General features: G+C 64.5%; 18 protein-coding genes. 12 read left to right on the top strand and 6 right to left on the bottom strand.

The window, feature by feature from the left end; translation table 11 throughout:
- The first annotated feature begins 35 nt into the window (after window positions 1-35).
- A complete protein-coding gene (locus tag AC1DHL_RS08155; RefSeq protein WP_478161642.1) occupies window positions 36-1592 on the top strand; it encodes an aryl-sulfate sulfotransferase in 1557 nt (518 codons plus the stop codon).
- A gap of 3 nt (window positions 1593-1595) precedes the next feature.
- Here AC1DHL_RS08155 and AC1DHL_RS08150 read toward each other — a convergent pair whose 3' ends face one another.
- Window positions 1596-2744 (bottom strand): DUF2235 domain-containing protein, encoded by a 1149-nt coding sequence (locus tag AC1DHL_RS08150; protein WP_478161641.1) that lies wholly within the window; start codon window positions 2742-2744, stop codon window positions 1596-1598.
- Window positions 2745-2937: 193 nt separating this feature from the next.
- On the opposite strand from AC1DHL_RS08150, the gene AC1DHL_RS08145 reads away from it, so the two are divergent.
- The 10 genes from AC1DHL_RS08145 (at window position 2938) to xylB (ending at window position 14308) form a co-directional block, all read left to right on the top strand.
- Window positions 2938-4143, top strand: a complete 1206-nt coding sequence (locus AC1DHL_RS08145) for an MFS transporter (RefSeq protein ID WP_478161640.1) — start codon at window positions 2938-2940, stop codon at window positions 4141-4143.
- Window positions 4144-4227: 84 nt separating this feature from the next.
- Window positions 4228-5391, top strand: a complete 1164-nt coding sequence (locus AC1DHL_RS08140; protein WP_478097520.1) for an MFS transporter — start codon at window positions 4228-4230, stop codon at window positions 5389-5391.
- A gap of 171 nt (window positions 5392-5562) precedes the next feature.
- Window positions 5563-6870: an ABC transporter substrate-binding protein gene (locus AC1DHL_RS08135; RefSeq protein WP_478161639.1), complete on the top strand. Its 1308-nt coding sequence runs from the start codon at window positions 5563-5565 to the stop codon at window positions 6868-6870.
- Between the two features lie 37 nt (window positions 6871-6907).
- Window positions 6908-7765, top strand: coding sequence for a carbohydrate ABC transporter permease (locus AC1DHL_RS08130; protein ID WP_478161638.1), 858 nt, complete (start codon window positions 6908-6910; stop codon window positions 7763-7765).
- A 10-nt stretch (window positions 7766-7775) separates the two neighbouring features.
- A complete protein-coding gene (locus AC1DHL_RS08125) occupies window positions 7776-8600 on the top strand; it encodes a carbohydrate ABC transporter permease (RefSeq protein ID WP_478161637.1) in 825 nt (274 codons plus the stop codon).
- Window positions 8601-8617: 17 nt separating this feature from the next.
- Entirely contained in the window at window positions 8618-9652 is a 1035-nt protein-coding gene (locus tag AC1DHL_RS08120; RefSeq protein ID WP_478161636.1) for an ABC transporter ATP-binding protein, read from the top strand.
- A gap of 9 nt (window positions 9653-9661) precedes the next feature.
- Window positions 9662-11080 (top strand): D-arabinitol 4-dehydrogenase, encoded by a 1419-nt coding sequence (dalD, locus tag AC1DHL_RS08115; protein WP_478161635.1) that lies wholly within the window; start codon window positions 9662-9664, stop codon window positions 11078-11080.
- Complete coding sequence (locus tag AC1DHL_RS08110; RefSeq protein WP_478161634.1) at window positions 11077-11865, top strand: L-iditol 2-dehydrogenase; 789 nt, start codon at window positions 11077-11079, stop codon at window positions 11863-11865. The genes dalD and AC1DHL_RS08110 overlap by 4 nt, the downstream gene beginning before the upstream one ends.
- A gap of 22 nt (window positions 11866-11887) precedes the next feature.
- Window positions 11888-12826, top strand: coding sequence for an AraC family transcriptional regulator (locus AC1DHL_RS08105; protein WP_478096958.1), 939 nt, complete (start codon window positions 11888-11890; stop codon window positions 12824-12826).
- Between the two features lie 15 nt (window positions 12827-12841).
- Window positions 12842-14308, top strand: a complete 1467-nt coding sequence (xylB, locus tag AC1DHL_RS08100; RefSeq protein WP_478161633.1) for a xylulokinase — start codon at window positions 12842-12844, stop codon at window positions 14306-14308.
- A gap of 3 nt (window positions 14309-14311) precedes the next feature.
- Here the strand turns inward: xylB and AC1DHL_RS08095 are convergent, their stop codons facing one another.
- Both AC1DHL_RS08095 and AC1DHL_RS08090 read right to left on the bottom strand, forming a co-directional pair.
- A complete protein-coding gene (locus AC1DHL_RS08095; RefSeq protein WP_478096962.1) occupies window positions 14312-14884 on the bottom strand; it encodes a hypothetical protein in 573 nt (190 codons plus the stop codon).
- A 29-nt stretch (window positions 14885-14913) separates the two neighbouring features.
- Window positions 14914-15132, bottom strand: a complete 219-nt coding sequence (locus AC1DHL_RS08090; protein ID WP_478096964.1) for a hypothetical protein — start codon at window positions 15130-15132, stop codon at window positions 14914-14916.
- A 222-nt stretch (window positions 15133-15354) separates the two neighbouring features.
- Here AC1DHL_RS08090 and AC1DHL_RS08085 point away from each other — a divergent pair, with 222 nt between their 5' ends.
- A complete protein-coding gene (locus tag AC1DHL_RS08085; protein WP_478161632.1) occupies window positions 15355-15759 on the top strand; it encodes a hypothetical protein in 405 nt (134 codons plus the stop codon).
- Between the two features lie 5 nt (window positions 15760-15764).
- Here AC1DHL_RS08085 and AC1DHL_RS08080 read toward each other — a convergent pair whose 3' ends face one another.
- From AC1DHL_RS08080 to phbB, 3 genes are all read right to left on the bottom strand, one after another.
- The gene (locus AC1DHL_RS08080; protein ID WP_478161631.1) at window positions 15765-17456 is read right to left on the bottom strand and encodes a cation:proton antiporter domain-containing protein; all 1692 of its coding nucleotides are present in this window, start codon (window positions 17454-17456) and stop codon (window positions 15765-15767) included.
- 37 nt (window positions 17457-17493) lie between these two features.
- On the bottom strand, window positions 17494-18834 hold the full coding sequence (locus AC1DHL_RS08075; RefSeq protein WP_478096970.1) for a dicarboxylate/amino acid:cation symporter: 1341 nt from the start codon (window positions 18832-18834) through the stop codon (window positions 17494-17496).
- A 135-nt stretch (window positions 18835-18969) separates the two neighbouring features.
- Complete coding sequence (gene phbB, locus AC1DHL_RS08070; RefSeq protein ID WP_478096972.1) at window positions 18970-19707, bottom strand: acetoacetyl-CoA reductase; 738 nt, start codon at window positions 19705-19707, stop codon at window positions 18970-18972.
- Window positions 19708-19773: the final 66 nt, after the last annotated feature.

Here is a 19773-nt window from a genome sequence, read left to right as displayed (position 1 = left end):
CCTGACAAGAACCAACAAGTAGCGGAGGGTGCATCGTGTCCCATCTTGCGCGCTTGATAACCGCTTCGCGTCCGAAGCTGATTCCGTTCGCCGCGGCGGCACTTGCGCTCGGCGGGTGCGGCGGTGGTGGTGGGGGCAACAATTTCGTGACAGTCGAGGCCGGTTTGCCGCAGCCCAGTGTCGCCGCCGTGCGCACCGGGGTTTCACCCTTCATCGCGTTCGTGGACCTGCATCTTCCCGTCGCAGGAACCTTGACCATGGTCCACTACCGCATCGAGCCCAAGCCGGGCAGCGTGTCACAGCCCGTCGACGTGAACTATGCGATGGCCTACCTGCAGCGGCGCGGGTATGCCCCGACCGGCGGCGACACCATCACGGTTCCGGTCTTCGGCTTGTATGCCAACTACCAGAACGAGGTCGACATCGACGTTCAACCGGCAGACGGCGTTGAGCAAGCGCTGCGCGTCGAGATCGACACACCCGCCTACTCCGATCCGAACGGCGTCTACGACCGGCCGACGATCCTGAAGTCTCGCGCGGCTGACGATTCGCTTGGCTTCGACTACTTCTACATGAAGTCCGGTCTGGGCAGCCCAGTGGTGCTCGATACCGACGGCCAGATACGCTGGGTGGCGCCTCTGAACATGATCTCGCTCACATCGCTGTTCGTCGGCAACCGCTTCGTCATCGGCGACGCCGCGTCGACTCGGCTCCAGCGCCTGGAACTGGATGGCACAACGAACGAGACATCCCTCGACGCGTCCGATCTCACCGACTTCAATCACAACATCGACCCAGGCAAGGTCGGCCTGCTGTCCGAGGCGGATGCCACGCACAACGGAGTGGCGGACGTCGAGAGCACGCTGATCGAGTTCGACGGAGATACCGGCAACGTGCTGATGCGATGGGACTTGGCCAACATCCTGTCGGGCTTCATGCGGAGCCAGGGAGACGACCCGACGTCGTTCGTGCGGCCAGGCACAGACTGGTTTCACATGAATTCGGCAACGTATGACCCGAGCGACGACACGCTGATCATCTCCAGTCGGGAAAACTTTGTCGTGAAGATCGACTACACCAGCGGCGGCTTGATCTGGATCCTGGGCGACCCGACGAAGTACTGGCACAGCTTTCCGTCGCTTGCTGCCAAGAGCCTGACGCTTGCATCCGGCGGCCTCTATCCGATAGGACAGCACGCCGTGTCCATCACCCATGACGGATTGCTGCAAGTGTTCAACGACGGCGAGGGCTCGGTCAATCAACCCACCGGAGCGCCGTCCGGCGAGACCCGAACCTACAGCGCCGTGTCGGCTTATTCGATCGATGCGACCCAGCACAGCGCGGTCGAGGCACGGCGCTTCGACTACGGCCAGAGCATCTTTTCCAGCTTCTGCTCCAGTGCCTATCAGGCACCCGAGGGCAACGCGATGCTGATCAGCTATGCCGACGCAGACAACGGTACGCATGCGCGCCTTGTCGGCCTGGACGCCAGTCAGAACGTGGCATTTGATTTCGAGTATGCGAGCTCGGGATGCAATACCAGTTGGAACGCGCAACCGATTCCGTTCGAAGCGATGCGCTTCAACGGATAGCCGCTAAATCTTCACGACCCCAGCGGCGAGTTGCCGGCCGTTGAGCCACGGCCCCAGACTGGACGACGGCTGATAAGCCGCGAACTGCGTGAGATAGAGCTGCACGCTCGGATGAAATCGCGCGTCCTTGGGGATCTGCCTCGGCGCGTGCGGGCGCAGGTCGAAAGGCGGCTCCTTGAACGGCGTATGGATCGGGCCGAAATCGAAGGCATCGGTCACCTTGTACTGCGGCGAGATGGCGACGCCCGCATCGCGCAGGTGCGAGATCATCCAGTCGAGCGAGCAGGTGGCCAGGTCCCATGTCGGATAGCCACCGCCGACGTCGGCATGCGCGCCGCAGAACCACCGCTGCTGGATGCCGTCCCTGTCATCCCACAGCGTCGGCTCGAAGTCGACGCGCTGCTCGTCGATCGCGAGCGCGTGGAAGCCGGCCTTCACCTTGGCCGACAGCACACGGTCCGCGAATTCGAAGATGTCCACTTTCGATGCATCGTCCAGGCCGTAGGTCGGCACGCCGAGGGCGCCCACCGTGTCCCAGACGCCGATAGCCTCCATGCCGACACCCTGCACCAGCCGACTCAGGTCGATGGACTCGGCCTTGAACTCTTCGAGGTAGCCGAGCAAGGTGCTCTGTTTTCCCAAGGCCTTGCGGTAGCGGCTCCAGACGAAGATGCCGAGCTTGTAGGCGGTCTCCGCGTCATGGTCGCCGCCGGCATCCTGCATCGCGTCCTGCGGCAGCAACCCCATCTTCGCGACCATGCCGGCAAGCGCCCTGACCGTATAAGCGCCACGGCTGAAGCCGGCGAGGTAGATGCGATCGCCCGGCGCGTAGTTGCGGGAGAGGAAGGTGTAGCCGCGAACAATGCGCTCGATGAAGCCCTCGCCGAAAACGCCGCCGAGGATCTTCCGGATGGCGTTCTGCGAATCGCCGACGCCGTGCAGGTATTTCGCGATCTGCGTGATCTTGGCGTCCGGGCCTGCGGCGACCTTTTCCTGCTCGTCCTGTTTTCGCAGTGAATCCGGCGTGACGTCCCCCGCCAGCGCCGCAAAGAGGCGCAGCACGTTGGTCGCCCTGGCCTGGAGATCCTGGGCGTCGCCCTGACCGAGCCCGTTCCACGTGCCGTCGGCACAAAAAACGATGTTCTTTGCCACAGCGGGCTCCTTTCCGGGGTTTGCGCAAGGCCGTTACCGGGCAGTTTGGCCTCTTCCCGGCGGGCAGGCCATGCGCCGTTCGCGGTATGTCGGGCGGTGACACCACGCCGGCCGGCCTGCACGGCCACGAGAGAAATGCTAAGGTGCCAAGCCTTTTCGGGTTAACCCCTAAACCCACCGCGAGATCTTCCCCTTGCCTCACACCCAAGCGCCCGCAGCCACCGGGCTTTCCACCGGCCTGACGATCCTGTTCGCCGTGGCATGCGGACTCTGCGTCGCCAACATCTACTTCGCGCAGCCGCTCATCGGGCCGATTGCCGCCACACTGCAACTGCACGCCGGGCTGGCCGGACTGATCATGACGCTGACCCAACTCGGCTACGGCACCGGACTGCTTCTGCTGGTGCCGCTGGCCGACGTGGTCGAAAACCGTCGGCTGATCACTTTCGCGATGGCCGGCGCTGTCATCGGGCTGGTCGGCATCACCCTGTCCGGGTCGGCATCCACCTTTCTCGCAGCGTCGTTTCTCGTCGGAACCTGCGCCGTGGCTGCGCAGGTTCTGGTTCCGCTGGCCTCGCACCTCGTGCCGGAGGCAACGCGCGGCAAGGTCGTGGGCAACATCATGGCGGGACTGCTGGCCGGCATCATGCTGGCGCGTCCCTTCTCCAGCATGGTCGCCGCAGCCTTCGGGTGGCGCGCCGTGTTCGGGATTTCCGCTGTGCTCATGGCCACGCTGGCGGTGGTCATGTGGCGCGCGCTGCCTCGGCGCCGCCCGCACGCATCGATGGGCTACGCGCGCACGATGGCCTCGCTGCCGGGCATCGTCTGGCGAACGCCGCTGCTGCGCCGCCGGGCCTTCTACCAGGGGATGATGTTCGCCGGCTTCCAGGCGTTCTGGACCACCGTGCCGCTGGCGCTGTCACGTGAATTCAACATGGGCCAAGGCGGCATCGCGCTGTTCGCATTGGCCGGTGCGGCGGGCGCACTCGCTGCACCCTGGGCGGGCCGGCTGGCCGACCGCGGCCTCTCACGGCCGGCGACCGGCATCGCGATCGGCGCGGCGCTCCTGTCATTTACCCTGGGCGCCGTCTCGGTGCATTTCCACTCGCTGGTAGGGCTGGTTGCGGCGGGCGTCCTGCTCGACGGTGCGGTCCAGCTGTGCAACGTACTCAGTCTGCGCAGCCTCTATGTGTTGGCGCCGGAATTGCGCGGGCGGCTGAACGGGCTTTTCCTGACCTTCATCTTCATGTGCGCGGCGGTGGCTTCGGGCTTGGCGGCGGCCATCTACACCTTCCACGGATGGGACGGCCTGAGCCTGCTGGGTGCGGCATTCGCGGTGGTGGCACTGTTGTTTTATGCCACGGAGTTCCGCCGGAATTCCTTTTTGCCGGCGACTTGACACAGGGGTCCGGGATAATCAGGGTTAACCCTTATCCATCTCATGACCAAGCCCACCGATACGCCGTCCGCCGCTTCGTCGCGCATGCCCATTGCCCTGCTGGCGCTCGCTGCCGCAGCATTCGCGATCGGCACCAGCGAATTCGTCGTCATGGGCCTGTTGCCCGACATGGCGCTCGATCTCGGCGTGACGCTTTCCCAAGCGGGCCTGCTCGTCACCGGCTACGCGATGGGTGTCGTCATCGGGGCACCCGTCTTTGCCGTCGCGACGGCGCGCCTGCCGCGCAAGGCGACGCTCATTGCGCTGGCTTCGCTCTTCGTCGTGGGCAATCTCCTGTGCGCGCTCGCCCCCAACTACGCACTGCTGATGGCAGCCCGCGTGATCACCGCGCTCGCGCACGGCACTTTCTTCGGCATCGGCTCGGTCGTCGCGGCCGGGCTCGTGGCGCCCAACAAGCGGTCCCAGGCCATCGCGCTCATGTTCACCGGCCTGACGCTGGCCAACGTGCTGGGCGTGCCGCTGGGCCGCATCATCGGCGAGCACTACGGCTGGCGAATGACCTTCGCGGCCATTGTCGTGATCGCCATGAGCGCGGTGGCTTCGCTGATCGTGTTGCTGCCTCGGCACATCGAGATGCAGAAGGGCAACATCCTGCGCGAATTCACGGTGCTGGCGGACGGGCGGGTCCTGCTGGCACTCGCCACGAGCGCGCTGACATCGGCAAGCCTGTTTTGCGTCTTCACCTACATTGCACCGCTGCTGACGCAGGTGAGCGGTTTCTCGGAGGCGGCCGTGGCGCCCATCCTGCTCCTGTTGGGCGTCGGGCTGACGATCGGCAGCACCGTGGGCGGGCGCCTCGGCGACCGGCGGCTCGTGCCTTCGTTGCTGCTGGTGCTTGGCCTCAACGCCGTGGTGCTGGCACTCCTGCATTTCGTATTGCCGATGAGATCATCGACCGTCATGCTGATGCTGGTGTGGACCACGCTGTCCTTCGCGCTCGTCCCGCTGCTGCAGACGTTGATCGTCCAGCACGCGAACGCCGCGCCCAATCTGGCGTCGACGCTGAACCAGGGCGCTTTCAACCTCGGCAATGCAACGGGCGCATGGATCGGCAGCGGCATGCTCGCCGCCGGCGCGCCATTGGCCGATCTCCCCTGGGCCGGCGCCGCCATCACGCTCGGCGCATTGGCACTCGCGGCATGGAGCAGCCGTCTCGGCGACCGCGCCCCTTCGCTGCAAGCCGCCTGACCGGCACCGAAGCCCATCGATTCGCACATCCCTTCTTGCTCAAACTAGGGAAGTCACCAATCAACTGGTGCATTTAAGTATCGACTGAGGCCGAAGAAGTACCAAACCCGCAATCCAGAGTCTCCAGAATTTGGACACGGCGACCGCCTGTCGTCGAACAAAGGAGACAACATGAAGCGTTTTCTGAAGGCGGGCCTGGTGCTCGCGATCGCAGGCGCAGGCTTCGCGCACGCCGAGACCGAACTTGTCATTGCGACAGTGAACAACGACCACATGATCGAGATGCAGAAGCTCACCAAGTTCTTCGAGCAGGCGCATCCGGACATCAAGCTCAAGTGGGTCACGCTGGAAGAAGGCACGCTGCGCCAGCGTGTGACGACAGACATCGCCACCAAGGGCGGCCAGTTCGACGTGATGACGATCGGCATGTACGAGACGCCGATCTGGGCCAAGAAGGGCTGGCTGCTGCCCATCGCGACCGACGCGGCCTATGACGCCGACGACCTGCTGCCCGCGATGCGCAGCGGCCTCTCGGCGGACGGCAAACTTTACGCCTCGCCCTTCTACGGCGAGAGCTCGATGCTCATGTACCGCAAGGACCTGGCCGACAAGGTGGGCTTCAAGATGCCCGACCAGCCGACCTGGACACAGGTGAAGGAACTGGCCGGCAAGATCCACGACCCGAAGGCCGGCGTCTACGGCATCTGCCTGCGCGGCAAGCCGGGCTGGGGCGACAACATGGCGCTCCTCACGACAATGGTCAACACCAACGGCGGCCAGTGGTTCGACATGAGCTGGAAGCCGCAGATCGACACCAAGCCGTGGCATGACGCAATCAGCTTCTACGTCGACCTGATGAAGGCCTACGGCCCGCCCGGCGCCTCGGCCAACAGCTTCAACGAGAACCTCGCGCTCTTCAACGCAGGCAAGTGCGGCATGTGGGTCGACGCGACCATCGCGGCTTCGTTCGTGAGCAATCCGAAGCAATCGCAGGTGGCCGACAAGGTCGCCTTCGCGCAGGCTCCGGTGGCGGTGACGCCCAAGGGCGCAAACTGGCTGTGGGCCTGGGCGCTGGCGATTCCGGCCAGTTCGCAGAAGGTCGATGCAGCACAGACCTTCGTGAAGTGGGCGACGTCCAAGGACTACATCAAGCTCGTCGCCAAGGAAGAAGGCTGGGGTTCGGTGCCGACCGGCACGCGCAAGTCGACCTATGCATCGCCCGAGTTCGTCAAGGCGGCGCGCTTCGCCGAAGCCGAGAAGAAGGCGATCGACACGGCCAACCCGAATGACAGCACGCTGCCCAAGTCGCCCTACGTCGGCGTGCAGTACGCGGCCATTCCGGAGTTCCAGGCCATCGGCGTCGCGGTCGGCCAGCAGATGAGCGCGGCGCTCTCGGGGAAGGTCACTGTCGACCAGGCACTGAAAACATCGCAGACCGCCGCCGAGCGGGAAATGAAAAAGGGCGGTTACTACAAGTAGCCCGGCACGGCAAGAAGAACAACCGCCGGTCCGCACCATGACCCGACTTCTGCCCCGGACGCTGATGGCGCCGGCCGTGATTGCGCTCGTCCTCTGGATGCTCGCGCCGCTGCTGATGTCGATCTACTTCTCGTTCGTCAACTACAACCTGATGCAGCCCGGCGAGCGCACGTTCAATGGGCTGGCGAACTTCAGCTACTTCGTCACCGACCCCGACTTCTGGCCGGCGGTGTGGAACACGCTGGTGCTGATCGGCAGCGTGATCATCATCACGGTGGTGCTGGGCGTGGCGCTCGCCCTGCTGGTGAACGAGCCCTTTCCGGGGCGCGGCATCGTGCGGGTTCTGCTCATCTCGCCCTTCTTCGTGATGCCCACGGTGAATGCGCTGCTGTGGAAGCACATGATGATGAACCCGATCTACGGCGTGCTCGCGGACCTGTGGCGCACGTTCGGCGCGGAGCCGGTCGACTGGCTGACGGACGTGCCGCTGTTCTCGGTCATCGTCATGGTGGCCTGGCAGTGGCTTCCATTCGCCTGCCTGATCTTCATCACATCCCTGCAATCGCTCGACCGCGAGCAGATGGAGGCCGCGCGCATGGACGGCGCCACCGCCTTCCAGCGCTTCGGTTACCTCACCCTGCCCCACCTCGGCCGGCCGATGGCGGTGGTGATCATGATCGAGATGATCTTTCTGCTCTCCGTGTTCGCGGAGATTGCCGTCACGACCAACGGCGGACCCGGCAACGAGAGCACCAACCTCACCTACCTGATCTTCAAGCAGTCACTGATGAACTTCGACGTCGGCGTGGCTTCCGCGGGTGCGCTCTTCGCGGTGGTGCTGGCCAACATCGTGGCGGCCTTCCTGATCCGCATCATCGGAAAGAACCTCGACTGAGGGCCGCAGCATGCAAACCGACAACATCTTCCCCCTGGTGCTTCGCTCCGTCGTCGCGTGGGCGCTCACGCTGCTGCTGTTCTTCCCGCTGGGCTGGCTGCTGCTGACTTCGTTCAAGACCGAGTTGCAGGCCATCCACGTGCCGCCGCTCTTCTTCTTCGAGCCGACGCTGGAGAACTTCACCGAAGTGCAGCGTCGCAGCGACTACCTGCTCTATGCGAAGAACTCGCTCATCACGAGCATCGGCTCGACGATCATCGGCCTGCTGATTGCCGCACCGGCTGCGTATTCGATGGCCTTCTTCCGCACGAAGCGCACGCGCGACATCCTCATGTGGATGCTCTCCACCAAGATGATGCCGGCCGTGGGCGCACTGGTGCCGATCTACGTGATCGCGCAGACCGCGGGCATGCTCGACACACGCACGGCGCTCACCATCGTCTTCACGCTGTCGAACCTGCCGATCATGGTGTGGATGCTCTACACGAGCTACAAGGACATCCCGCCCGAGATCCTCGAAGCCGCGCGCATGGACGGCGCCAATCTGTGGACCGAGTTCCGGAACGTGGTGCTCCCGCTGTCGATCGGCGGGCTCGCCTCCACGGGCCTGCTGTGCCTGGTGCTGAGCTGGAACGAAGCCTTCTGGGCGCTGAACCTCGTGTCGGCCAAGGCAGGCACGCTGGCCACGCTGATCTCGCAGTATTCCAGTCCCGAAGGCCTGTTCTGGGCCAAGCTCTCCGCCGCTTCGGTGATGGCGATCGCGCCCATCGTGGTGTTCGGGTGGTTCAGTCAAAAGCAGCTCGTTCAAGGCCTGACCTTCGGCGCCGTCAAGTAAGGAACAAGGAAATTCAAATGGCCTACCTCCAACTCGACAACATCCAGAAGAGCTTCGGTGAGACGCATGTCATCAAGGGCGTGAACCTCGAGATCGACAAGGGCGAGTTCATCGTGTTCGTCGGTCCCTCGGGCTGCGGCAAGTCGACGCTGCTGCGCCTGATCGCAGGACTCGAATCGATCACCAGCGGCAAGCTGTTGCTCGACGGCAAGGACATCACGCACACGCCATCGGGCAAGCGCGATCTCGCGATGGTGTTCCAGAGCTACGCGCTCTATCCGCACATGAGCGTGTACGACAACATGTCTTTCGCGCTCAAGCTCGCGAAGGCGGCCAAGGACGTGATCAAGACGAAGGTCGAATACGCCGCGAAGACGCTGAACCTCACGCAATACCTGAACCGAACGCCAAAGGAGCTCTCGGGCGGACAGCGGCAGCGGGTCGCGATCGGTCGCGCGATCGTGCGGGCGCCCAAGGTGTTTCTCTTCGACGAGCCGCTTTCCAATCTCGATGCAGCCCTGCGCGGCAACACGCGCGTGGAAATCCACAAGTTGCACCGCGCACTCGGCGCGACCAGCATCTACGTGACGCACGACCAGGTCGAGGCCATGACGCTGGCCGACCGTGTCGTCGTGCTGCGCGACGGGCTGATCGAGCAGGTCGGCACGCCGATGGAGCTGTACGACCGCCCCGCCAATCAATTTGTCGCTCAGTTCATCGGCATGCCGTCGATGAACATGGTGGAGGCGAAGGCGATACCGAGCTTCTCGGCGCTGACAGGCGGACGCCTGCCGCAGGATGGCTTTCTCGGCGTGCGGCCGGAGGGCCTGCGCGTGCATCACAACGGTCATGGCACTGGCGCGCCGGCTCGCGTGGAGCTCATCGAAGCGCTCGGCGCCGACACATTGATCCACATCGATGTCGGCGGTGTGCCGCTGGTGGCGCGGCAGAACGAGCGCACCGACTTGCAGGCGGGCGATGCCGTCAGCGTGGAGTTGGACCCTTCGGTACTTCATTTCTTCAACCGCGAAGGCCGCACCGTCGCTGCGTGAGTTGCCTCCATGACTCAGTCCATCTCGTCCGAATTCGTGGTGCTCCACCTCGGACTCGGCTCATTTCATCGCGCGCACCAGGCGGTGTACCTGCAAGCGCTGATCGACGCCGGCGACACGCGCTGGTCACTGGTCGGCGCGAACCTGCGGTCCGACATGGCCGATGTCGAGAACGCGCTGCGCGCGCAGGGCGGACAGTACACGCTCGAAACGGTATCGCCCGCCGGCGAGTACCGCTACCAGCGCGTCGCATCGATCCGCGAAGTGCTGGCCTATGACCCGGACCTTGCCGAGGTCGTCGCGCGTGGCGCTGAAACGCGCACGCGTGTGATCTCGTTCACCGTGACCGAGGCCGGCTACTACCTCGATCCGCACGACCGGCTCGATTTCGCTTCGGCCGATCTCGCGACGGACCTGGAACGCGCGCGCAAAGGCCAGGCCGGAACCACCATCTACGGCGCGGTCTGCGCGATCCTGCGTGCGCGCCGCGCCGCCAACGCAGGCCCGGTGACGCTGCTCAATTGCGACAACCTCCGCCACAACGGCGAGCGCTTCCGCAAGGGACTGCTGGAATTCATCGAGCGCGCCGGCGAAACTGATCTGCTCGAATGGGTGCGCACGCAGACGCGCTGCCCGAACGCAATGGTCGACCGCATCACGCCCCGACCGCCACCCGAATTGCGCCAGCGCGTGCTGCAAGCCACTGGCTGGGATGACGCTGCGCCGGTGACCGGCGAAAGCTTCATTCAGTGGGTGATCGAAGACGACTTCGTGAATGGGCGGCCCGATTGGGGACGCGTCGGCGTGCAGTTGGTTGATTCGGTCTCACCCTACGAAGAAGCGAAGATCCGCATCCTCAACGCGAGCCATAGCTGCATCGCCTGGGCCGGAACGCTGGTGGGCCTGCAGTACATCCACGAAGGCACGCACAACGCGGCGATCCGGCGCATGGCATTTGACTACGTGACGGACGATGTCATCCCCTGCCTGAACGCCCCCGGGAAACCGAGTCCGGTCGACCTGCCGGCGTACCGCGACGTGGTGCTCGATCGCTTCGGCAATCCCGCGATCCGCGACACCAACCAACGCGTGGCCATGGACGGCTTCTCGAAGATCCCCGGCTTCATTGCACCCACGGTGCGCGAGCGCCTGGGGCGCGGGGAGTCCATCGACAGCGTTGCGATGCTGCCCGCCCTCTTCCTGGCGTTCCTGCAACGCTGGCACGCGAAGACACTGCCCTACGTCTACCAGGACCAGGGCATGGACGAAGCCGCGGCGCACGCGATCTGCGAAGCGGCCGATCCAATCGCCGCTGTGTGCGCGGACCGCACCTTGTGGGCCGATGCGGCGGGCGATGCGCGGTTGGTCGAAGCCATGCGCAAGGCAAACGGACGCGTTCAAGCATTCATCCAGGGAGCCGGGAAATGACAGGTCGCCTCGCGCAACGCCATGTGCTGATCACGGGTGCCGGTGGCGGCATCGGGCTGGCGATTGCCGAAGCCTGTCTTGCCGAGGGCGCGAACTGCACCTTGGCCGACCGATCGGTGCAGCCTTCCGATGGCGTGGCGTTGCTTCGGCGACAGCACCCGAAAGCGCTGGCCTACGTGGAAGTCGACGTGACCGACATGCCCTCCGTGGGCGGCATGCTGTATGCGGCACAGGCAGCGCACGGGCCGATCCACACGCTCGTCAACAATGCCGCGCTCTTCGACATGGCGCCGCTGCTGCAAAGCGACGAGGCTTCGTTCGACCGCCTCTTCGCCGTCAACGTCAAGGGCATGTTCTTCGTGATGCAGCGCGTGCTTCAGCACATGGTCGACGCCGGCGTGCAAGGCGGCTCGGTGATCAACATGGCCTCGCAGGCCGGTCGGCGGGGCGAGGCGCTCGTGTCGCACTACTGCGCGACCAAGGCGGCGGTCATCAGCTACACGCAGAGCGCGGCGCTGGCCATGGCGCCGCACGGCATTCGCGTCAATGCGATTTCGCCGGGCGTGGTCGACACACCGATGTGGACCCATGTCGATTCGCTCTTTGCGAAATACCAGGATCTCCAGCCGGGCGAGAAGAAACGCCAGGTCGGGCTCGAAGTCCCTCTTGGGCGCATGGGAAGACCGGACGACATCGCCTGCGCGGCCGTATTCCTGGCGAGCGACGAGGCCCGCTACATCACGGCGCAAACGCTCAACGTCGACGGTGGTAATGTCATGAGCTGAGGTTCATGAGAAGGTCCGTTCCATGACATCGGCGCGTCAACGTCATCTGCCCCGCCATCGAGAGCCCGAGCTCGAGCGCGACATCACGCGCTCGCCATCGCTGGGCTACGAAGCGCCGGAAGAAACCGGACTCGTGCGTTGCCTTGCGCACGGCTTCCCGAGTCCGCTGGTGCGCTGGCATTTCCACGAAGAGTACGAGCTCCACCTCATCACCGAGACGTCCGGCCGCGCCTTCGTGGGCGACTGGATCGGCCCGTTCCAGCCCGGCCACCTCGTGCTGTGCGGGCCGCGGCTGCCGCACAACTGGATATCGCTCGATGCGCCCGAAGGCGGCGTCGCCGGGCGGGATCTCGTGATCCAGTTCCGCCACGATCCGATCGAGCGAGCGGCGGCGGAGATCCCGGAGCTGCGCGAGACGCTCCAGTTGCTGGAACGCGCACGGCACGGCATCGAGTTCTTCGGCCTTGCCGACCGCGCCCTGGCCCACTGGGATGCGGTGAAAGCAGCACATGGCCTGCAGCGCCTCTCGCGCTTCCTCGAATACCTCGACGACCTCGTCCATTGCACGGACTACCGGCTGCTTTCCAATGTGCAGATGCAGGGCGTGGAAGGTGATGTCGAGGTCGACCAGATCAACGTCATCGTCAACCGCATCACGTCCAATCTAGCGGAGCCCATCGTGATGGCCGACATTGCCAACGAGCTCGGCATGAGCGAAAGCCGATTCAGCCGATTCTTCAAGCGCTCCACCGGCAACAGCTTCACCGATTTCGTGAACCGCGTGCGGATCAACAGCGCCTGCCACCTGCTCATGCAGACCGACCACTACGTGACCGACATCTGCTATCAGGTGGGCTTCAACAATGTCGCGAACTTCAACCGGCGCTTCCTGGAAATCAAGGGCATGACGCCGACCGAGTTCCGGCGCCAGAGCGACAGCCGCTTCGGCAGTCTTGCCTGAAGTGAAGGAACTGCCGTGTACCTCGGACTCGACCTCGGCACGTCGGAGTTGAAGGCGCTGCTGCTGGGCGCGGACCATCGCATCGTCGCGCTGGCCCGCGCGCCGCTGACCGTGAGCCGGCCGGCGCCACTGTGGTCGGAGCAGGCGCCCAAGCAGTGGTGGGAAGCGCTCGAGACGGTCTTGGCGGCGCTGCATCGAAGCAATGCCGACGCGCTGGCCGCTGTCCGCGCCATCGGGCTTTCCGGCCAGATGCACGGCGCCGTGACGATCGACGCCGTGGGCGAGGTTCTGCGGCCCGCCATCCTCTGGAACGATGGCCGCAGCGCCGCACAGTGCGAAGCCCTCATGGCGCGCGTGCCACGGCTCACCGCCATCGCGGGCAATCTTGCGATGCCGGGCTTCACTGCCCCCAAGCTGCTGTGGATGCGCGAGCACGAGCCAGAATTGTTCAAGCGAACCGACTGCGTGCTGCTGCCCAAGGACTGGCTGCGCTTCATGCTGAGCGGCACGCGCGCCAGCGACATGTCCGACGCGTCAGGCACGCTCTGGCTCGATGTGGCCGCACGTGACTGGTCGGACGAACTGCTCGCTGCCTGCGGGCTCGATCGCCAGCACATGCCAGCCCTTGTCGAAGGCAGCGCCATCGCCGGCCGACTCAGGCCCGAACTGGCCGCGCGATGGGGCCTCGCCGCGGGCATACCGATCGCCGGCGGCGGTGGCGACAACGCGGCCAGCGCGGTGGGCATGGGCCTGGTGGAGGCCGGCCAAGGTTTCGTCTCCCTGGGCACCTCGGGTGTCATCTTCGTGTGTGGGGACCGATTCGCGCCCGATCCATCGCGCGCCGTACACGCCTTCTGCCATGCCCTGCCGGGACGCTGGCATCAGATGTCGGTCATGTTGTCGGCATCGAGCGCCATGACCTGGGGCGCCCGCAGTTTCGGTCTGGGCAACGAGGCCGCCCTTCTGGCAGCCGCTGCGACGCTGAATGCCGATGCGCGCAGGCATGCGCCCTTCTTTCTCCCCTATCTCTCCGGCGAGCGCTCGCCGCACAACGATGCTCACGCGCAAGGCGTGCTCTTCGGCCTGACGCACGCGCACGGACCCGCCGAGGTCGCCTATGCAGTGGTGGAAGGCGTGAGCTTCGGCCTTCGGGATGGCCTGGACACCCTCGCGAAGCCGGCCGGCGATCTGGTGCTTGTCGGGGGCGGCGCGCGGAGCGCGTGGTGGTCGCAGTTGCTGGCCGACATCCTCGAGGTATCGCTCGCCGTGTGCGAAGGCGGGGAGGCCGGCGGTGCGATGGGTGCTGCGCGGCTGGCCTGGCTGGCGGATGGGGGTTCTGAAGCTGAAGTCTGCACACGCCCGCCGGTACGGCAGCGCTTTGCGCCGACTCCATCCAACGCCGGCATGCTGACCGCCCGCCATGCACGCTTCAAGGCGCTGTATGCGGCCCTGCGACCGAGCTTTGCGTTGCTGAGCAGTTAGCGCTCAGTGATTGCCGAGTTGCCCCAAGGAAGTCCGCAGACCCGCGTAGTCGGTCGGACCACTGCTCTCCGGCGGGTTGCCGGTGGCAGATAACCACGCGGCGATGCTCGGCAACCGTCGCTCGAAATATTGATGCAATTGCGGCCAGTTGCCGGCATCGGTGTGGCCTTCGGTCATCTCGAGCGCTTCCACGGCGATGGTGCGCAGGCTGCTCACCATGGCCAGCGAACGCCCGTCCAGCATTTGCAAGGTCACTTCGCGCCCTTGCGAGAGAACCTCCTGCAGGATGCGCCGATGCACGGTGTAGTCGGCCCAGCTGCGCTTGCCGCAAGCATCGCTCAACTCACGGAAAACCCAGTGCATGTGGCTCGCGAAAATGGCGGCGACCTGCCCGGCCTGCCGCAGACTCTGCTTCGATGCCGTCACCTGCAGCCGGACCGCCCAGAGGATGGCCGCCAGCACACCGAGCGTTTGCACCCACGCGGCGAATTCCGCCGAAGTCATCGGTCGGTAGAACCAGCCTGCGGCAAGCAGCACCACAACGCCCGCAGCAATGGCCGCTCCCAGTTTCCGCATGGTTTCCCCAGATTCGACGGCCGCCCCGGTCAGGTCCGCGGGCCGTCCTTGCCAAACATTTTTCGGATCGCCGCCACGCCCGCGACCAAGGCATTGGAGTAGGTGACGTACGGGTCGGTCGCCGCTTCGATCGGCAGATAAGAGAAGGCCTCTTCCACCGCGCTGTCAGTCGCCTCCATCAACACCCAATAGAACTCGCCTTCTTCGAGTTCCTGGACGGTCAGAGCGATATTTCGCAATTGCGACATGGGGTTAGCGGCGGGTATCGAGGTAAGCGGTGATCCTATTCAACCGGGTCGACAAAGCCTAACCACAATATCACGAAACGTCACAAATGTGACCATTAGTATGAGTTTTGGCAAACCCCAACAACCTCGATGGACTGCTCCCGGCCACCAATCTTTCCCTACAGCACTTGACCATTGCGCAGCCTAAGCTCACTGTTCGTCCATCCACCCTCAGGAGGAGACATGAAGCATTTCACCCTTACCTCCCACATGACCGCGGCCGTTGGCGGAGCGTTCTACCCCAGGGGTCATTCAGTGGTGATGTTTCCGGACGCGGCCGACGCAAGCCGGGTCGGCCACCAGCTCATCGAGAACGGCTTCAGCGGCGACGAGGTCTATTTGATCCCGCCGCACATCGTCCTGGAACAGATCACGCCCACGGTGCACGACTCGGACAGTCCACTCCCCTCCGCAGGCACCGATGCCGCGACGGTGAGGGCCTACACCAAGCTGGCGCGCGAAGGTCACACGGCGCTGCTCGTCCGCACCCAGGACGAAGCCACGGCGAACCGACTCATGGTGCTTGTGAGAGAAGTGCCCTATTCGATCGCCCAGCGCTACCGGACGCTCGTGATCGAAGACCTCTGAAGAACTCAGGCGCTCGCGGCATGCGACAGCACTTCCCGCGCCATCGCCTGGGCAAGCTCGTGCTCGCCGATAAATACAGTGGCTGAGGCCTCCTTCACGAGCAGACTGGCCTCGTCTTCGTTGTGGCTGCGGATCACGGTCTCGATGGCCGGATTGAGGGTTCGCGCCGCTTCGATCATCTGTCGCACATTGATCGCGTCGGCCGTGGCCACGACCAGGACACGTGCCCGCGCGATGTGCGCCTGGATCAGCACCCCCGGATCGGCGGCGTCGCCCCAGACGGCTGCAATGCCCTGGTCACGCAGCTTCTCGACGAGTTCGCGATTCTGCTCGGCCACGACGAAAGGAACGTCGTGCGCCGCGAGCGCCGCGGCAATGCGCCGGCCCACGCGCCCGTAGCCGACCAACACAACCTGCCGTGACAAGTAGCGCGCCGCCGTAGTCGTCGGCAACTCGGCCAACGGGTCATCGCGGGCTTCCAGCCCGCGCGCTACGGACGAATGGGCATGCAGCCATTTCTGCAGCGGCGCGATCAGGGTGAACCACAGCGGATTGGTCGCGATGGAGATCAGCGCGCCGGCGAGCAGCAGGCTCTGGCCCTCGGGCGGCAGGAGCCCCAGTCGTGCACCCAGCGCAGCCAGAATGAATGAGAACTCGCCGATCTGCGCCAGGCTCGCGCTCACCGTGAGCGCCGTGCCCAGGGGATAACGAAGCAGCAGCACCAGCGCACATGCCGCCACCGACTTGCCCACCACGATCACCAGCACTACAGCGAGCACCTGGAGAGGACGCTCGATCAGCACGGCCGGATCGAACAGCATGCCGACCGAGACGAAGAACAGCACCGCAAAGGCATCCCGCAACGGAAGCGACTCCTGGGCCGCCCGGTGGCTGAACTCCGACTCGCGCATCACCATCCCCGCGAAGAAAGCGCCCAACGCGAACGAGACGCCGAACAGCGAAGCCGATGCAAACGCGATGCCGACCGCGGCCGCGACCACGCAGAGCGTGAACAACTCGCGCGAGCCGGTTCGGGTGACCTGCCACAGGAGCCAAGGAAAGACTCTTCGCCCCACCACCAGCATCAGCGCGACGAATCCACCGACCTGCAGCAGCGTGAGGCCCAGCGTCTGCCAGATCGGCAACTCCTGGGCGCCCGCATCCACGCCGCCCATCGCGCCCGCCAGCGGTGGCAGCAGCACCAGCACGAGCACCATCGCGAGGTCTTCCACCACCAGCCACCCCACAGCGATCCGGCCGGTGAACGAATCGAGGAAGCCGAGGTTTTCGAGCGCGCGCAGCAGGACCACCGTGCTGGCGACCGAAAGCGCCAGGCCGAACACCAACGCACCACCCGGACTCCAGCCCCACCACGTGGCCAGCGTGCCGCCGAGCAACGTCGCCACGGCCATCTGGACCAGGGCGCCGGGCAGCGCGATCTTCCGAACCGCGAGCAGGTCGTCGAGCGAGAAATGCAGGCCCACACCGAACATGAGCAGCATGACGCCGATCTCGGCGAGCTGCGCGGCGATGCCGGCATCGGCGACGAAGCCGGGCGTGAACGGGCCGATGATCACGCCCGCCAGCAAGTAGCCCACCAAGGCCGGCAGCCGCAAGCGCGCTGCCAGAAAGCCGAGCAGCAACGCCAGGCCCAGGCCTGCCGCGACGGTATTGATCAGTGAAACGCTATGGGGCATCGCCTTGCATTCTGCAAGAACGATGCCCCTGGCCGACTCAAGTAGCCACCTTTCCCGTACGGGCTGTGACCAGTTCTTCCGGTTCCTGTGCTTCGATCCAGGTCTCGTTGTTCAGGCCGGCCTGCAGCCTCGCCATGTCGAGTTCGTCCGTCCACTTGGCAACCACGAGGGTCGCGACGCCGTTGCCGATCAGGTTGGTGAGCGCTCTCGCCTCGGACATGAAGCGGTCGATGCCCAGGATCAACGCCAGCCCGGCTACCGGCACATGCCCAACCGCCGACAGCGTGGCCGCCAGCACGATGAAGCCGCTGCCGGTGACGCCGGCCGCTCCTTTCGAGGTCAGCAGCAGGACGGCCAGCAAGGTGATCTCCTGCATGAGGGTCATCGGTGTGTTGGTGGCCTGCGCGATGAACACCGCCGCCATCGTGAGGTAGATCGAAGTGCCGTCGAGATTGAAGGAATACCCCGTCGGGATCACCAGGCCGACGGTCGTCTTGTTCGCGCCGAGGTTCTCCATCTTCTCCATCATCCGCGGCAGCACCGATTCGGACGACGAAGTGCCGAGCACGATCAGCAGTTCTTCCTTGATGTACTTGATGAACTTCCAGATGCTGAAGCCGTGGAAGCGCGCGATCGTGCCGAGCACCACGAAGATGAACAGCAGGCAGGTCAGATAGAAAGTGCCCATCAGCTTGCCGAGCTGGAACAACGAGCCGATGCCGTATTTGCCGATGGTGAAGGCCATCGCGCCGAAGGCCCCGATGGGCGCCAGCTTCATGATGTAGCCGATGATCACGAAGAGCACGTGCGAGCCCTTCTCGATCACGTCAAATACCAGGGTGCCGCGGCCCCCGAAGCGGTGCAGCGCGAAGCCGAAAAGCACTGCGATCAGCAGCACCTGAAGGATCTCGCCCTTGGCGAACGCATCGACCACGGTGTTGGGAATGATGTGCATCAGGAAGTCGACCGTGCCTTCCATCTTGCCGGGGCCGGTGTAGGCCGCGAGCGCCCGCGTGTCGAGCGACGCCGGATCGACGTTCATTCCCGCCCCGGGCTTGATCAAGTTGACCAACAGCAGGCCGACCAAGAGCGCGATGCTGCTCACGATCTCGAAATACAGGAGCGCGAGGCCACCGGTCTTGCCGACCTTCTTCATGTCTTCCATGCCGGCGATGCCGAGCACGACCGTGCAGAAGATGATGGGCGCAATCATCATCTTGATGAGCTTGATGAAGGCATCGCCCAGCGGCTTCATCGTTTCGCCCACCGAGGGATAGAAGTGCCCGAGGAGCACGCCGATGATCACGGCGGTGATCACCTGCGCATAGAGGGATTTGTAGATCGGCGGCTTCGCTTTCGCCGGTGCGGCTGGACTCATTGTGGGTCTCCTTGCTGTTGGCCGTTATGAATGAGAGACGGGAACAGGTGTGACTTTAGCCGCGAAAGATGATGCCGCCCAAAATGAAAAACCCGCCGGGGCGGGTCTTCTTCGAGGCTTCGGCGCGAGTCGACCTCAATGCATGTGCAATCCGCCGTTGACCGAAAAGTCGGCCCCCGTGGAGTACCCGCCTTCATCGGTCGCGAGCCACGCGATGATCGACGCGATCTCGCTCGGCTCGCCCAGGCGCTTGACCGGGATGGTGGCGACGATCTTGTCCAGCACTTCCTGGCGGATCGCCTTGACCATGTCCGTGCCGATGTAGCCCGGGCTCACGGTATTGACCGTCACGCCCTTGTTGGCGAGTTCCTGCGCCAGCGCCATCGTGAAGCCGTGCATGCCGGCCTTGGCAGCCGAGTAGTTGGTCTGGCCGGCCTGGCCCTTGGCGCCATTGACCGAACTGATGTTGATGATGCGGCCCCAGCCCTTTTCGACCATGTCGCCCACCACCTGCTTGGTGACGTTGAACATGCTGTTGAGGTTGGTCTCGATCACCGAACTCCAGTCCTCGGGGGTCATCTTGAGGAACATGCGGTCGCGGGTGATACCCGCGTTGTTGACCAGGACGTCGATGCTGCCGTGCTCGGCCTTGGCTTTGGTGAAGGCCTCGACCGTGGACTGCCAATCGCCGACGTTGCCGACCGACGCGTGGAAATCGAAGCCTTCGGCCTTCTGTTCCCCGAGCCACTTGGCGTAGTCCCTGGTGGGGCCGCAGCCCGCGATGACGGTGAAACCGTCCTTGTGAAGGCGCTGGCAAATGGCCGTTCCAATGCCTCCCATGCCTCCGGTGACGTATGCGACTTTTTTGCTCATAAGAGTGTTCCTTGATGTGTGCAAGCCTGGACAGGCGAGATCACTGTAGCGAAGTTTCTCACCAAC

The sequence above is a fragment of the Variovorax sp. 10L426 genome, from assembly GCF_056395305.1.
Note: the sequence above shows the minus strand (reverse complement) of the source record. Positions and strands in the feature narration are given on the sequence as shown.